This window comes from Arthrobacter sp. zg-Y1171, assembly GCF_025244845.1.
GTDB lineage: Bacteria > Actinomycetota > Actinomycetes > Actinomycetales > Micrococcaceae > Arthrobacter_B.
In genome coordinates, this window is the sequence record NZ_CP104264.1 from 1,559,237 (window position 1) to 1,575,357 (window position 16,121).

The window sequence follows — 16,121 nt, forward strand, 5'->3', positions numbered from 1 at the left end:
TCATGCAGTGTCAGGATCGCCCCCGCGCCGGAACGTGACATGCGTGGTGCCGCTCGGCGCCGTTTCAGCGGTGACCTGGCAATCCGCCTCCAGACCGCGAAGGTCATCCCACAACCGCACGCCGCGGCCCAGGATGATGGGGGCGATGCCAACGTGGAGATCATCGACGAGACCGGCCCGAAGAAAGTCGCGCACGGTCGAAGCGCCGCCGCCGACCCGCACGTCTCCGCCGCCGGCGACCGCCGTGGCTGTATCCAGCGCCTCCTCGGGTGTTGCCGTGAGGAACTCGAAGGTGGTGCCTCCTGCCATTTCGAGCGACTGCCGCGGCTCGTGCGTCAGCACATAGACCGGAACATGGAAGGGTGGGTCCTCGCCCCACCATCCGCGCCAGTCCGGATCATCAGGGTTCGCATGCAGCCCGAACATGCCTGCGCCCATGATCTCCGCGCCAATGTCTTCGAAGTAGCGCTCGGCATAACGATCGTCGACGCCGGTGGTTCCCTCTCCGCTTTCGTCGTGCAGCACCCGCTGGCGGAAGGTGCGGGTGGCAGCATACGCGGCGGTGAGGCGCCCCCAGTCGTCGCCGAACGGGTTCTCCGGAGTCTGGTCCGTTGTTGTGGCGAAGCCGTCGAGTGAGATATTGAGGTCAACGCGGACACGGCTCATAGCTATCTCCTAGTCTGGCGGGCGAGAGAACCAGCGTGGTGGGCGAGAGAACCAGCGTGGTGGGCGAGAGGAAACGAGGGATCCCAGCGGCGCAGGCGCAGCACCGGCCGGCGCTGAAGTTTGGCATAGGCACACGCCAAAGATCCAGAGAGGGCAGGCCGGCTGTCAATACCTGCCCCAAATATCAGGGCCGGGCGGTACATTCTCCGTGACAAGCCGCTAGGCAACGATGCCTTCCCAGATGTGTCTTCGCTATTCGTTGTAACGGCCTTATCCGGGTGTCTCCACCGTTGGTTGTACAGATGACGGCCTTATCCGGGTGTCTCCACCGTTGGTTGTACAGATGACGGGCTTATCGGCCCGGAATGGGCCCATTATCTGTACAACGAACTCGTAGCCACAGGCGCCTGACCTGCCGCCAGCGGATTCGGCACCGCGTCGCCAAATGGTCAGCCTGGCGGCGTAGAAATCCCGCTTGGAAATCCTGCGCAGCAACCCGGCGCGCGGGGGGAGGGAGGGCTAAAGCCCGATTTCCGCGCTTTCCAGCAGCGCGACGGCGTCCGGCTGGCCCTCGTACATCACCAGCGCGTGGCCGGTACGGCCGTGGGCGTGCAGCAGCAGCTCACAGGGTTCGCCGACAATCGCCACGGACACCGGAGCACGTTTGGCCACATGCCGGGGGCCGTCCGGACGGACCAGCACAATGCCCAGGTCCACGCCGCGGTACAGGATGGCGGCGCGCTTGATCAGTTCGGCCCAGAGGGCATCGGAATAGTCGGAATCCAGGGCACGCGGCGCCCAGCGGTCCGAGGCACGCCGAATGTCCTCGGTGTGCACAAAGTACTCACTCAGGTTGGCGCTGTTGTCCACGGATTTCAGGTGCATGGGGGAGAGGCGGGGCGGGCCGGCACGGAAGGCGCGGACCAGTTTGGCGTAACTCTCCGTGGTGGACGCCTTCTGCGCAGTTTCCTCCAACGCCTTGTCCGCGCGTGCGGCAAGGGGCTTGATGAACGTGCCCAGGGCAGCACTCATCCGGTGCTCGCGCAGATAGAGGTGAGCTGCGAGCTCCTTGGTCTGCCACCCCTCGCAAAGCGTGGGTGCATTGGGCCCGGCTGCAAGCAGCGTCTCGGCCAGGACTTCACGGGACGGATCAACAAAATGCATCACTGCTGAAACTAGCATGGAACCCGGTCTTTCGCCGGGGCTGCAGCCCCAAAAGAACGTGTTGAGCGGCGTTTTTCCGCCGGGCAGTAGAATCGGTAGCGATGCTTCCCACACCTTCCCCCCAGAATCCGCCGGCTTCCCTCGATCCCGGGCTCAGCGCGTCATTGAAGCGCGACGACGCCGGGCTGGTGGCCGCCGTCATCCAGCAGTACGACACGAACCAGGTCCTGATGCTCGGCTGGATGGATGACGAAGCCCTGCACCGCACCCTGACCTCGGGCCGGGTGACCTTCTGGTCCCGCTCCCGGCAGGAGTACTGGCGCAAGGGGGACACCTCCGGACACGTGCAGTGGGTGAAGTCCGTAGCCGTTGACTGCGACGGCGACGCCCTGCTGATCCGCGTGGACCAGGTGGGGGCGGCCTGCCACACCGGTACCCGCACCTGCTTCGACGGCCGTGAGCTGCCCGCCGTCGTCGGCGCCGCATAAACCCGCTCCACCCATCGCTTAGGGAAGAAGTAGGAACACCACCATGCAGGATCTAGGAGCCATCCGCCCCACCCTGGAAGAATTCCGGGCCCTGGCCGCCGACCGCCGGGTGATTCCCGTGCGCCTGACGGTCCTGGCGGACGCACACACCCCCATCGGCATCTACCGCAAGCTCACCAACGGCGAGGCCGGTACCTTCCTGATGGAATCGGCCGCGTCCGGCGGCGTCTGGTCCCGCTACTCCTTCATTGGCGCCCGGTCCCGCGCCACCCTGACCACGCTGGACGGCAAGGCGCACTGGCTCGGCGAACCGCCCGCCGGCGTCCCCGTGGACGGCAGCCCGGTCGAGGCCCTGGCCCGCACCGTGGAGCTGCTCGCCACCGACCGTTTCGCCGAGCTTCCCCCGTTTACCTCGGGCATGGTCGGCTTTGTCGGCTGGGAAACCGTACGGCACTGGGAGAAACTGCCCAACCCGCCGGCGGATGACCTGGACCTGCCCGAGATCGCGATGAACCTGGTCTCGGACATGGCCATCCACGACAACAGCGACGGCACCGTTACGCTGGTGGCCAACGCCATCAACTTCGACGGCTCCGACGAACGCGTTGACGAAGCGTGGCACGACGCCGTGGCCCGCGTCCGCTCGATGCTCGGCCGGCTCGCCGCACCCACCCCGCAGGCCGTTTCCGTGCTGGCGCCGGGAACCGTCGTCGATATCGCCGCCAACGTGAAGGAAAGCTGGCCCAAGCCCGAATACACCCGGGCGGTGGAGCGCGGCAAGCAGGCCATTGTGGACGGCGAAGTCTTCCAGGTGGTCATCTCGCGCCGCTTCGAGGCCGAATGCCGGGCCGAGGCGCTGGACGTCTACCGGGTGCTGCGCACCACCAACCCCAGCCCGTATATGTACCTGTTCAATTTCGAGGACGCGCACGGCAACCCGTTCAACGTGGTGGGCTCCTCCCCGGAAGCGCTCGTCACCGTGACCGGCCGGGATGTCATCACGCACCCGATTGCCGGCTCCCGGCCCCGCGGCAGGACTCAGGAACTGGACCGGGCCCTGGCCGAGGAACTGCTGGAAGACGAGAAGGAACGGGCCGAACACCTGATGCTGGTGGACCTGGCCCGCAACGACCTGTCCAAGGTCTGCCGCCCCGGCAGCATCGACGTCACCCAGTTCATGGAAGTGGAGCGGTTCAGCCACATCATGCACCTGGTCTCCACCGTCGTCGGCCGGCTCGCAGACGCGTCCACCGCCTATGACGTCCTCGCCGCGACGTTCCCGGCCGGAACACTGTCCGGCGCGCCGAAGCCCCGTGCCCTTCGCCTGCTGGATGAAGTGGAACCGCACCGCCGCGGCATTTACGGCGGCGTCGTTGGCTACCTCGACTTCGCCGGAGATATGGACATGGCCATCGCCATCCGCTCCGCGCTGCTGCGCGACGGCAAGGCGTACGTCCAGGCCGGCGGCGGCATAGTCAACGACTCGGACCTCGAAGCCGAAGCGCAGGAAACCGTCAACAAGGCGGCCGCTCCGCTGCGGGCCGCCCTCCTCGCCGGATCGCTGGAGACCGTTGCGGCACCTCCCGCCGGAAACGACGCCGGCACTCCCGCCGGAACCATCGCACAGGAAGCAGACAAGTGAGCACCACCACCCCCCGCTGGCAGCGCAAGGGCATCGTCATCATGGTGACCGTCCTGCTGGCGGCACTGGCCTTCGGCACCACCACCCGCACCTGGCTGAACGTCACCCTGCCCGCCGCGAACGTCGTGACCCCCGACGTCGCCGTCTCGGGCAGCGATGCCGCCACCGCCGTCACCGCGTTTGCCGTGGTGGGCGTGGCCGCCGCCCTCGCGGCAGGAATCGCCGGGCGGATTGCCCGCTGGATCATCGCCGTCATCATCGTAGTTTCCGGCGTGGGAGTGGCCGTAGCCACCTCGGCGATCATCGCCGACCCCCTGCAGGGGGCGGCCGGTGCCATCGGCAAGGCCATCGGCGTCAGCTCCGCCGAGGGCACACAGGTGGAACTCACCCCCATGCCCTACGCCGCGCTGGTCATCGGCATCCTCATTGCCCTCGCAGGTATCTGGCTGGCCCTCGCGGGCCGGCACTGGACGACGTCGCGGCGTTACGCGCCCACGGCGGAAGCGGACGGCGGCGCGGCTCCGGATGCCGATGCAGCCGGCGCCGGAACCAGCCCGGAGGTACGTCACCCCAAGGACGCCGCGGCAGGCCCGCCCGTCGATGAAATCGACAGCTGGGACCGGCTCACGCGGGGCGAGGACCCGACCGACCCCAAGTAGGTTTCCCCCACAGCCACCGGATTGCGCCGAACACCGGCGCAATATGTGAAAGGGTTTCCGCCCAGTAATGGCAGAATGGAAACCAGATTCGTTAACGAGGAGATTCATCATGAGCACAAGCAGCACCGAACAGCACCTGGGAGCCGGCCAGGAAAACGAGGGCGAAAGCCACGCCAGCATCCACGATGAAACCATCGGGCACGGCAACACCCCCGCAGCCTGGACCTGCGTGCTGATTATGATCATCGGCGCCGCTGTGTCCTCCGTTGCCTACATCATGGCCAGCTTCGTCGGCTTCTTCGCCGGCATCGCCGTCATGCTGATCGGCCTGCTGGTCGGCTTCATCATGCGCAAGGCTGGCTACGGCGTCAACGGATCGAAGCTGAAGAACAGCAGCCACTGAGTGAGCGTTCTCGATGACATCATTGCCGGCGTTCGGGAAGACCTTTCCGAACGCCGGCAAAGTGTCTCGCTCGAACAGGTCCGCGGGCAGGCGCTGCAGGCACCGGCCCCGCTGGACGCCTACGCAGCACTGGGCGGCAACGCTCAACCGCGGACCGAACTGCGGGTCGTCGCCGAGGTCAAGCGCAGCAGCCCCTCCAAGGGCGAACTGGCGGACATCGCCGACCCCGCTTCCCTCGCCGCAGCCTATGAGCGCGGGGGAGCGGCCGTCATCAGCGTCCTCACCGAACAGCGCCGGTTCCGCGGATCCCTGGCGGACCTGGATGCGGTGCGCGCCGCCGTCGGCATCCCCGTGCTGCGCAAGGACTTCACCGTCGATGAGTACCAGATCTGGGAAGCCCGTGCCCACGGCGCGGACCTGATCCTGCTCATCGTGGCGGCGCTGGAGGACGCGCAGCTGCGCCGCTTCCTGGACCTCACGCACGAGCTGGGCATGAATGCCCTCGTCGAGACCCACACCGCCGAAGAAGTGGACCGGGCCCTGGCCCTGGGTGCACGGATCATCGGCATCAATGTGCGCAACCTGAAAACCCTGGACGTCGACCGTTCGGTGTTCGCCTCCCTGGCCGGCAGCATTCCCGCCGGTCCCGTGGTGATTGCCGAATCCGGCGTCCGTGACGCTGCCGACGTCGAGCACTACGCTTCCAGCGGAGCCAACGCCGTGCTGGTGGGCGAAGCCCTCGTGAAGCACGCGTCCCCGGCCGAAACCATCGGCGAGTTCACCGCCGTCGGCGCCAAGGCGATTGCCGCCCGCGCCCGGCACCACGGTGAAAGCTGACCCATAGCACCAACTCCCTGTCCGGGCAGGAACGGCCCGGGCTCAAGCAGGACAGGACACAAAGCTCATGATCGGGAAGTCGGAACAGGCTCAGGCAGCCGCTGCTGCCGCAGAAACCGGAACCGGAAGCGTTACGGAGGCCTTCCTGAACGGGGGAGTCTCCTCCCTGCGGCACGCGCCCGGTCCGTACTTCGGCGAGTACGGCGGCCGTTGGATGCCCGAGTCCCTGATCGCGGCCCTGGACGAGCTGGAAGACACCTTCGAGAAGGCCAAGGCCGATCCCGAGTTCACCGCCCAGGTGGCGGACCTGAACAAGAACTACTCCGGCCGCCCGTCCCTGCTCACCGAGGCCAAACGCTTCTCGGAGCACGCCGGCGGAGTGCGGATCTTCCTCAAGCGCGAAGACCTCAACCACACCGGATCCCACAAGATCAACAACGTCCTGGGCCAGGCCCTGCTGGCCAAGCGGATGGGCAAGACCCGCGTCATCGCGGAAACCGGTGCCGGCCAGCACGGCGTGGCCAGCGCCACCGCCGCAGCACTGCTCGGCCTGGAGTGCGTGGTCTACATGGGCGCCGAGGACTGCCGCCGCCAGGCACTGAACGTGGCCCGGATGGAACTGCTCGGTGCGAAGGTCATCCCGGTGACCAACGGCTCCCAGACATTGAAGGACGCCATCAACGAGGCGCTGCGGGACTGGGTCGCGAACGTTGACAGCACCCATTACCTGCTGGGCACCGCCGCGGGGGCGCACCCCTTCCCGGCCATGGTCCGCTACTTCCACGAAGTCATCGGTGAAGAGGCCCGCGCACAGATGCTGGAGCAGGCCGGCCGGCTGCCGGACGCGGTGTGCGCCTGCATCGGCGGCGGTTCCAACGCCATCGGAATCTTCCACGGCTTCCTGGACGATCCCGAAGTGAAGATCTACGGCTTCGAGGCCGGCGGCGACGGCGTTGAAACCGGCCGCCACGCCGCCACCATCACCCTGGGCCGGCCCGGCGTGCTGCACGGCGCCCGTTCCTACCTCATGCAGGACGACGACGGCCAGACGGTCGAATCGCACTCCATCTCGGCCGGCCTGGACTACCCGGGCGTCGGACCCGAGCATGCCCACCTGGCCGACATCGGGCGGGTCAGCTACGAGCCGATCACCGATGCCGAAGCCATGGATGCCTTCCAGCTGCTCTGCCGCACCGAGGGCATCATCCCCGCGATCGAGTCCGCGCACGCCCTGGCCGGCGCCATCAAGGTGGGCCGGCGGCTCGCCGAGGAGGCCGGCTCCGACGGAAATGTTTCCGAGAAAATTGTCCTGGTGAACCTTTCCGGACGCGGGGACAAGGACGTGGCCACCGCCGCCGAATGGTTCAACCTGCTGGACGAGCGCTCAGCCGAAGCCGAAATCGGCAAAGAAGGGGAACAGCTTTGAGCACCGAGGTAATGCAGAGCAAGTCCGCGGCCGCGATTGACCGGGCCGCAGCCCAGGGGCGTGCCGCGCTTATCGGCTACCTGCCGGCCGGCTTCCCCACCGTGGAAGCCACCATCGCCGCAGGCATCGCCCTGGCGGAAAACGGTGCGGACCTGATCGAAATCGGCATTCCGTATTCCGATCCGGTGATGGACGGCCACGTCATCCAGGCCGCTACCACCCAGGCGCTGGCGGACGGTTTCCGCGTGGCGCAGGTGTTCGACGTCGTTGCCGGCATCACCGCAGCCACCGACGCCGCCGTGCTTGTGATGACCTACTGGAACCCGGTGGTCCGGATGGGTGTGGATGAGTTCTCCCGCCGCCTGGCCGAAGCCGGGGGAGCAGGGCTGATCACCCCTGACCTGGTCCCGGATGAAGCCTCCGAATGGCTCGAAGCGTCGGACAAGTACGGCCTGGACCGGGTGTTCCTGGTTGCCCCGTCCTCCACTGAAGCCCGGATGAAGAGCACGGTGGCCGCCAGCCGCGGCTTCGTCTACGCCGTCTCGATCATGGGCGTCACCGGTGCCCGCGACAGTGTCAGCGACGCCGCCCAGAGCGTGGTCAGCGCCGCCCGCGCCGCCGGCGCCCAGCGCGTCTGCGTAGGCCTGGGTGTCTCCCGCGCCGAACACGTGCGTGAAATCGGTGCCTATGCCGACGGCGTCATCGTGGGCACCGCCCTGGTGGCCGCCCTGCGCGACGGCGGCACGGACGCCGTCGCCGCCCTTACCCGTGACCTCAGTACCGGAGCCCCGAAGGCCAGCAAATGAACCCGATGTCCGTGTACGCCAGCATTCCCAGCCCGCCTGCCGATTTCAGCAGTTTCTCGCTGGGCCCGCTGACCATCCACGCGTACGCGCTGTGCATCCTGGCCGGCATCCTGCTCGCCCTGTGGATGACGTCCGTGCGCTGGAAACGGCGCGGACTGCCGGAAGACGCGGTCTGGGACATCTCGATCTGGGCCATCCCGTTCGGCATCATCGGCGGACGGCTGTACCACGTGGTCTCCTCACCGGACGCGTATTTCGGTCCGGACGGCGACCTGTCCCTCATTCCGCAGATCTGGCTGGGCGGACTGGGCATCTGGGGTGCGGTGGCACTGGGTGCCGTCGGTGCCTGGATCGGCTGCCGGCGTGCGGGCATCAAGCTCTCCACATTCGCCGACGTCGGTGCCCCCGGCCTGCTGCTGGCCCAGGCCGTGGGCCGCTGGGGCAATTGGTTCAACCAGGAACTCTTCGGCTCCGAAACGGACGCGCCCTGGGGCCTGGAAATCGACGCCGACAACGCCAACTTCCCCGACGGCGCCGCCCCCGGCACCACGTTCCACCCCACGTTCCTTTACGAGTCCCTCTGGAACCTGGCCGGCGTCGCCCTGCTCCTGCTGCTTGACCGCCGCTTCCGGCTCCGCGGCGGCCGCCTGTTCTGGATCTACGCGGCCTTCTACACCGCCGGACGGCTCTGGATCGAGCTCCTGCGCATTGACGACGCCGAAATGGTTACGCTGCTCGGCGTCACACAACGCCTCAATGTGTGGACCAGCCTGCTGATCCTTGTCGCCTCCATCGCGATGTTCATTTACCTGACTTTCAAGGCCCGCAAGGGCGGGGAGGGCTCGCTTTACCTGCCGGGCCACGAACCCGCACCTCAGGGCGGTATTCCCGCCGCGGATAACGAGAAAGAAACAGAAGCTAGGAATGCGGAATCGGCATCAGCCGAACGCCCCGTGCGTGCTAATCTCGCAGAGACAAAAACCGAGGAGTCCCTTCCTCACCGGTCCAAGGACAACGGACCTTCTGCCTGACCCTTCGGGTTACCCTCGAAGGCGCTGCAGGCGGAGCCACATTGACGTGGCGCCAGGCGGCTGCAGCACCGGGACACCCCTCCGGAAAAGCGGCGGTTAACGGCACCAGGGATTCCCAGTAAAAACCGGATCAGTTTCGGGGTTTACCGGGGTGAAGTGAGCCGTAAAATCAATCAACGCCGCGGAGCATCCCCTCATGGATTTCCGCAGGGGCCAGCGCTGTCCCCTCCCAACGCTCTACAAGGGGGAAGGACTCACTTCTTATGACTGATTCCCTGTCTGCTTTTCCGAACACGGTGGTGTCACCGTTCACCCGTTTCGCCGCGCTCCCGGAGGATTCCGGCCTGTACCGCGCCGAGAATGAAAAGGACGCCTGCGGCCTGGCCGTCATTGCCACCCTGCAGGGCGAGCCCACCCACGGAATTGTCGACGCCGCCCTGGCCGCCCTCCGCAACCTTGAGCACCGCGGTGCCGTGGGCGCCGATGAAGGTACCGGCGACGGCGCCGGCCTCCTGACCCAGGTCCCGGACGAATTCTTCCGCGCAGTAGTGGACTTTGAACTTCCCGCGGCCGGAGGCTACGCCGTCGGCACCGCTTTCCTGCCCACCGAGGACCGGGAGCAGCTGACCGCACGCGCCGGCGTCGAGCTCATTGCAGCCAGCGAGGGCCTGCGGGTGCTGGGCTGGCGCGAGGTGCCCATCGTGGCCGAACTCGTGGGAGCCATGTCCCGGGCCTGCATGCCGCACTTCGTCCAGGTATTCCTGGCCCCGGAAGAGGGGATCGGAACCGAGGACCTGGACGCCCGGGCCTTCCGCGTCCGGAAGCGTTCGCAGAACAAGTTCGGCGTGTACTTCCCCTCGCTGTCCTCCCGGACCATGGTCTACAAGGGCATGGTGACCACCGCGCAGCTGGAACCGTTCTTCCCGGACCTGTCCGATCCGCGGTTCAAGACCCGGCTGGGCATTGTCCACTCCCGCTTCTCCACCAACACGTTCCCGTCCTGGCCGCTGGCCCAGCCGTTCCGCGCCATCGCGCACAACGGCGAGATCAACACGGTCAAGGGCAACCGGAACTGGATGCGTGCCCGGCAGTCGCAGATGAAGAACCCGTTGCTCGGGCAGACCCCGGAAGAGCTCTTCCCCATCTGCACCCCCGGCGCTTCGGACTCCGCGTCCTTCGACGAAGTGGCCGAACTGCTGATGCTCTCCGGCCGGCCCATCACCCACGCGATCATGATGATGATCCCGGAGGCCTGGGAGAACCACGCAACCATGGACCCGGCCCGCCGGGCGTTCTACCAGTACCACTCCATGCTGATGGAACCGTGGGACGGTCCCGCCGCCGTGTCCTTCACCGACGGCGTGCAGGTAGGTGCGGTGCTGGACCGCAACGGACTGCGTCCCGCCCGCTACTGGGTGACCGACGACGGCCTGGTGGTCCTGGCCTCCGAGGTGGGCGTGGTGGACATCGACCCTGCCAAGGTGGTCCGCAAGGGCCGCGTCTCGCCGGGCAAGATGTTCCTGGTGGACACCGCCGAGGGCCGGCTGATCGAAGACGACGAGATCAAGGCCGAGGTTGCCGCCGCCAACCCGTGGGCGGAATGGGTGAAGGAAAACCAGGTCCGCCTGGAGGAACTGCCCGAACGCGAGCACGTGCTGCACACCAAGGCCTCCATCAACCGCCGGCAGCGGACCTTCGGCTACACGGTGGAGGAACTGCGGATCCTGCTGGGTCCGATGGCCCGCACCGCCGCCGAACCTCTGGGGGCCATGGGTTCCGACACCCCCATCGCCGTGCTCTCCAAGCGGCCGCGGCTGCTCTTCGATTACTTTGTGCAGTCCTTTGCCCAGGTCACCAACCCGCCGCTGGATTCCATCCGCGAGGAACTGGTCACCTCCCTGCAGGCCTCGATTGGCCCCAACGGAAACCTGCTCTCCCTGAAGCAGGTGAAAACCAGCCAGGTTGCGCTGAAGTTCCCGGTGATCAACAACGACGAGCTCGCCAAGATCGCCAATCTCACCGACGACGAGGGCGACCGGATAGCGCTGAAGGTCCGCGGCCTCTACCGTCCCGAAGGCGGCGAAGCCGAACTGCGGGCAAGGATCAGCGAGATCTGCGAGAAGGTTTCCGGTGCAGTGAACCGCGGTGTGCAGTACATCGTGCTCTCGGACCGGGATTCCAATGCCCAGTGGGCGCCCATCCCGTCCCTGCTGCTGCTCTCCGCAGTCCACAACCACCTGCTCAAGAGCGCCAACCGCACCAAGATCTCCCTGCTGGTGGAGGCCGGTGACGTCCGCGAGGTCCACCACGTGGCCCTGCTGATCGGCTACGGCGCCTCCGCGGTGAACCCGTACCTGGCCATGGAAAGCTGCGAGGAACTGGTCCGCAACGGCGACATCACCGGTGTCACCGGCGAAGAGGCCGTCGCCAACCTGATCAAGGGCCTGGGCAAGGGCGTCCTGAAGATCATGTCCAAGATGGGCATTTCCACCGTCGCGTCCTACTGCGGCGCGCAGACCTTCGAGGCGCTCGGCCTGGGCCAGGAACTGGTGGACGAATTCTTCCACGGCACCCAGACCCAGCTCGGCGGCGTCGGCCTGGACGTGATCGCCGCCGAAGCCGCTGCCCGGCACGCCGAGGCGTACCCGAGCGACGGCGTGGAGGAACCGCACCGCGCCCTGGACAACGGCGGCGAATACCAGTGGCGCCGCGAAGGACCGCCGCACCTGTTCAACCCGGAGACGGTCTTCCGGCTGCAGCACGCCACCCGCGAACGCCGGTATGACGTGTTCAAGGCCTACACCCACGGCGTGAACGACCAGTCCAAGAACCTCATGACGCTGCGCGGGCTGCTGGACTTCCGCACCGGGGACCGCACACCCGTGCCGCTGGACGAGGTGGAGCCCGTCTCCAGCATCGTGAAGCGCTTCTCCACCGGTGCCATGAGCTACGGGTCCATCTCCCAGGAAGCGCATGAAACGCTGGCCATCGCGATGAACCGCCTGGGCGCCAAATCCAACACCGGCGAGGGCGGCGAAGACCCGGAACGGCTGCTGGATCCGGAGCGCAGCTCGGCCATCAAGCAGGTGGCTTCCGGCCGGTTCGGCGTCACCAGCCTGTACCTGACCAATGCGCAGGACATCCAGATCAAGATGGCCCAGGGCGCCAAGCCCGGCGAGGGCGGCCAGCTGATGGCGCAGAAGGTCTACCCGTGGGTGGCCCGCACCCGCCACTCGACGCCCGGCGTCGGGCTGATCTCCCCGCCGCCGCACCACGACATCTACTCCATCGAGGACCTCGCCCAGCTGATCTATGACCTGAAGCGCTCCAACCCGAGCGCCCGGGTGCACGTGAAGCTGGTATCCGAAGCCGGGATCGGCACCGTGGCGGCCGGCGTGACCAAGGCGAAGGCCGACGTCGTGCTGGTCTCCGGGCATGACGGCGGCACGGGCGCCTCGCCGCTGAACTCGCTCAAGCACGCCGGGGCTCCCTGGGAACTCGGGCTGGCAGAAACGCAGCAGACCCTGATGCTCAACGGCCTGCGGGACCGGGTGGTGGTCCAGGTGGACGGCCAGCTCAAGACCGGCCGCGATGTCGTGATGGCGGCGCTGCTGGGCGGCGAGGAATTCGGCTTCGCCACCGCGCCGCTGGTGGTCTCCGGCTGCGTGATGATGCGCGTCTGCCACCTGGATACCTGTCCGGTGGGAGTGGCAACGCAGAACCCGGAACTTCGGGCCCGGTTCAGCGGCAAGCCGGAGTTCGTGGTGAACTTCTTCGAGTTCATTGCCGAGGAAATCCGCGAAATCCTTGCCGAGCTCGGGTTCCGGACCCTCGAGGAGGCCATTGGCCGCACCGAACTGCTGGACACCCAGGCCGCGATCGACCACTGGAAGGCCGACGGCCTGGACCTGGAACCGATCCTTCGGGGACCGGAAGTGGATCCCGGCGCGCCGCTGCGGAACATGGTGCAGCAGAACCATGAACTCGATCTGCACTTCGACAATAAGCTCATCGAGATGAGCGCCGACGCATTGCAGAACCGGGCGCCGGTGCGGATTGCGCTGGACGTAGTCAACACCGACCGGTCCGTGGGCACCATGCTCGGGCACACCGTCACCAAGACCTTCGGCGTGGACACCCTGGCTCCGGACACCATCGACATCACCCTCACCGGGCAGGCCGGGCAGTCGCTCGGCGCGTTCCTGCCCGCCGGGATCACGCTGCGGCTGTTCGGCGACTCGAACGACTACGTGGGCAAGGGCCTGTCCGGCGGCCGGATCATCGTCCGCCCGGACCGCGGCAACGTCTTCGCAGCCGAACGCAACGTCATTGCCGGCAACGTGATCGGCTACGGCGCCACCAGCGGCGAGATGTTCCTCAGCGGCCAGGTGGGCGAACGCTTCCTGGTGCGCAACTCCGGGGCCACCGCCGTCGTCGAAGGCATCGGTGACCACGGCTGTGAGTACATGACCGGCGGGCAGGCCCTGATCCTGGGGCCCACGGGCCGGAACTTCGGCGCGGGTATGTCCGGCGGCACCGCGTTTGTGGTGGATCTGGAATCCGCCCGCGTCAACAAGGAGTCCCTGGAGCGCGGCGAGCTGCTGCTCGATGCCCCGGACGCCGAGGACGTCGACATCATCCGCGGGCTGCTGGTCCGGCACCTGGAGGAGACCGGCTCCGACCTGGCCCAGAAGATGCTGGAGAGCTTCGAGGACACGGTTTCCCGCATTACCAAGGTGCTGCCGCGGGACTACGCGGCAGTGCTCGGCGCCCGCGCCTCCGCCGCCGAAGCGGGACTCGATCCCGACGGCGCCGAGGCCTGGAACAAGATTTTGGAGGTTACCGGTGGCTGATCCACGCGGATTCTTGAAGGTACGGGAGCGGGAAACCCAGCCGCGGCGTCCGGTGCCGGTGCGCATCATGGACTACAAGGAAGTCTACGAGGCGCAGGAAAAGGGCGTGCTGCGGGCCCAGGCGGGACGCTGCATGGACTGCGGCATCCCGTTCTGCCACCAGGGCTGCCCGCTGGGCAACCTCATTCCCGAGTGGAATGACCTAACGTGGCGGGACAAGGGTGCCGAGGCCATTGAACGGCTGCACGCCACGAACAACTTCCCGGAGTTCACCGGCCGGCTCTGCCCGGCCCCCTGCGAGGCCTCCTGCGTGCTGGGCATCAACCAGCCGCCGGTCACCATCAAGCAGGTGGAGGTCTCCATCATCGACGAAGCCTGGGGCGAGGGCTGGGTTACCCCGCATCCGCCGGAGCGGCTGACCGACCGCACCATCGCCGTCGTCGGCTCCGGCCCCGCCGGGCTGGCCGCCGCGCAGCAGCTCACCCGGGCCGGGCACACCGTGGCCGTGTATGAGCGGGATGACCGGATCGGCGGGCTGCTGCGCTACGGGATCCCGGATTTCAAGATGGAGAAAATCCAGGTGGACCGCCGGCTGGAACAGATGCGCGCCGAAGGCACCCGCTTCCGCACCGGCGTCGAAGTGGGCAGGGACATCAGCTGGGAGCAGCTGCGCCGCCGCTACGACGCCGTGGTGATCGCCACCGGCGCCACCGTGCCCCGCGACCTGCCCATCCCGGGCCGGGAGCTGTCCGGCGTGCACTTCGCCATGGACTACCTGGTGCAGTCCAACCGTGCCGTGGCCGGGGACAACGTCAAGAACCAGATCAGCGCCGAGGGCAAGCACGTGGTGATCCTCGGCGGCGGAGACACCGGCGCCGACTGCCTGGGCACCGCGCACCGCCAGCAGGCCGCGTCGGTGACCACGCTGGCGATCGGCCAGCAGCCGCCCGCCGAGCGGGGCGCGCACCAGCCGTGGCCGATGTACCCCACGCTGTTCGAGATGGCCAGCGCCCACGAGGAAGGCGGGGAACGGACGTTCCTGGCATCCACCGTGGAGTTCGTGGGGGAGGACGGGAGGCTTACCGGCGTGAAGGTGGCCGAGACGGAATTCGTAGACGGCCGGCGGCTGCCGAAGGCCGGCACCGAGCGGATTATTCCGGCGGACCTGGTCTTCCTGTCCCTGGGCTTCACCGGGCCGGAGCCGGCCGGCCTGGCCGAGCAGGTCTCCGCGGAGTTTGATGACCGGGGCAACGTGGCCCGCGACGGCTACTACATGACCGGAACCCCGGGAGTCTTCGCCGCCGGCGACGCCGGGCGCGGGCAGTCCCTGATTGTCTGGGCCATCGCGGAGGGACGGGCCGCCGCGGCCGCCGTTGACCAGTGGCTGATGGGCTCCACCCGGCTGCCCGCACCGGTGGCGCCGACCGACCGCGCCATCACCGTGCTGTAGAAACCGCGTAACCAAAGCAGGCGTCGGAGACTCGTCCGGCGCCTGCTTTTGTTGCGCCGTGCCTGCCGCGAAGTCGGGTAGGGTGTCGGTGCACACATACACAAGCACACTTATGTTGGGGGACAGGAAAATGGGGACTGCCATTGCATCGCTGGTCATCGGGGCGGTGGTCACCTTCGGGATCGCCGTGCTCGTGATCTACCTGAGGAAGCTCGGCCAACTGAAACGGCACCCGGCGCGCCCCAGGATGGAGGTCCGCTTCAGCCCCAAGGGCCTCGTCGGATTGGCGCTGCTCGTTGGAGCGATGCTGCTGGCAGTCTGCTTGGGCCTGTTCCTGGTGGTCTACCGGGACCTGCCCATCTACGCAGTGACGTTCTCGCTCATATTGCTGGCCGGCACGGCACGTCCCGTCTATCTTTCCAAGGCAGGACTGCCCTTCGTGGTGGTCGGGATCGGGGAAGAGCTGAACCCCAAGCCGGTTCCCGCGCCGGCTTACGGGGGAGCGACGGCGCCGGTCTACGGGGGAGCGGCCGCGCCGCCCCAGTATCCGGGATTCGCCAATGCCCCGGCCGGTTTCACCCCTCCGCCGCCCCCGGCCCCGCACCAGCAGTAGGTAAGTACCGTTTCACTAAAAGCCCGGAGATCACTTAGTTGATCTCCGGGCTTTTTCTTTGCCGAAGCTCCTTGCCCCGACAG

Annotated in this window: 13 protein-coding genes; 11 read left to right on the top strand and 2 right to left on the bottom strand. The window is 67.2% G+C overall.

The window, feature by feature from the left end; translation table 11 throughout:
* Both N2L00_RS07335 and N2L00_RS07340 read right to left on the bottom strand, forming a co-directional pair.
* Positions 1 to 666: a dihydrofolate reductase family protein gene (locus tag N2L00_RS07335; protein ID WP_255863120.1), complete on the bottom strand. Its 666-nt coding sequence runs from the start codon at positions 664 to 666 to the stop codon at positions 1 to 3.
* 519 nt (positions 667 to 1,185) lie between these two features.
* Positions 1,186 to 1,830 carry a TIGR03085 family metal-binding protein gene (locus tag N2L00_RS07340; protein WP_227922799.1) on the bottom strand — a complete coding sequence of 215 codons (645 nt, stop codon included), beginning with the start codon at positions 1,828 to 1,830 and terminating at the stop codon, positions 1,186 to 1,188.
* Between the two features lie 101 nt (positions 1,831 to 1,931).
* Here N2L00_RS07340 and hisI point away from each other — a divergent pair, with 101 nt between their 5' ends.
* The 11 genes from hisI to N2L00_RS07395 all read left to right on the top strand — a co-directional run bounded on the left by hisI (position 1,932) and on the right by N2L00_RS07395 (position 16,038).
* On the top strand, positions 1,932 to 2,318 hold the full coding sequence (hisI, locus tag N2L00_RS07345; protein ID WP_255766031.1) for a phosphoribosyl-AMP cyclohydrolase: 387 nt from the start codon (positions 1,932 to 1,934) through the stop codon (positions 2,316 to 2,318).
* A 43-nt stretch (positions 2,319 to 2,361) separates the two neighbouring features.
* Positions 2,362 to 3,960 (top strand): anthranilate synthase component I, encoded by a 1,599-nt coding sequence (locus tag N2L00_RS07350; protein WP_255863119.1) that lies wholly within the window; start codon positions 2,362 to 2,364, stop codon positions 3,958 to 3,960.
* Complete coding sequence (locus N2L00_RS07355; protein ID WP_255863118.1) at positions 3,957 to 4,619, top strand: Trp biosynthesis-associated membrane protein; 663 nt, start codon at positions 3,957 to 3,959, stop codon at positions 4,617 to 4,619. Before N2L00_RS07350 ends, N2L00_RS07355 begins: the two co-directional genes overlap by 4 nt.
* Before the next feature lie 109 nt (positions 4,620 to 4,728).
* On the top strand, positions 4,729 to 5,022 hold the full coding sequence (locus tag N2L00_RS07360; RefSeq protein WP_227922063.1) for an HGxxPAAW family protein: 294 nt from the start codon (positions 4,729 to 4,731) through the stop codon (positions 5,020 to 5,022).
* Positions 5,023 to 5,859: an indole-3-glycerol phosphate synthase TrpC gene (trpC, locus tag N2L00_RS07365; protein WP_255863117.1), complete on the top strand. Its 837-nt coding sequence runs from the start codon at positions 5,023 to 5,025 to the stop codon at positions 5,857 to 5,859. It abuts the gene before it with no gap.
* A 67-nt stretch (positions 5,860 to 5,926) separates the two neighbouring features.
* Entirely contained in the window at positions 5,927 to 7,285 is a 1,359-nt protein-coding gene (trpB, locus tag N2L00_RS07370) for a tryptophan synthase subunit beta (protein WP_255863116.1), read from the top strand.
* A gap of 11 nt (positions 7,286 to 7,296) precedes the next feature.
* A complete protein-coding gene (gene trpA, locus N2L00_RS07375; protein ID WP_255863312.1) occupies positions 7,297 to 8,091 on the top strand; it encodes a tryptophan synthase subunit alpha in 795 nt (264 codons plus the stop codon).
* Positions 8,088 to 9,122: a prolipoprotein diacylglyceryl transferase gene (gene lgt, locus N2L00_RS07380; protein ID WP_255863115.1), complete on the top strand. Its 1,035-nt coding sequence runs from the start codon at positions 8,088 to 8,090 to the stop codon at positions 9,120 to 9,122. Before trpA ends, lgt begins: the two co-directional genes overlap by 4 nt.
* Positions 9,123 to 9,385: 263 nt before the next feature.
* Positions 9,386 to 13,975 (top strand): glutamate synthase large subunit, encoded by a 4,590-nt coding sequence (gene gltB / locus N2L00_RS07385; protein WP_255863114.1) that lies wholly within the window; start codon positions 9,386 to 9,388, stop codon positions 13,973 to 13,975.
* Entirely contained in the window at positions 13,968 to 15,425 is a 1,458-nt protein-coding gene (locus N2L00_RS07390) for a glutamate synthase subunit beta (RefSeq protein WP_255863113.1), read from the top strand. The genes gltB and N2L00_RS07390 overlap by 8 nt, the downstream gene beginning before the upstream one ends.
* A gap of 130 nt (positions 15,426 to 15,555) precedes the next feature.
* On the top strand, positions 15,556 to 16,038 hold the full coding sequence (locus N2L00_RS07395) for a hypothetical protein (RefSeq protein ID WP_255863112.1): 483 nt from the start codon (positions 15,556 to 15,558) through the stop codon (positions 16,036 to 16,038).
* Positions 16,039 to 16,121 lie beyond the last annotated feature (83 nt).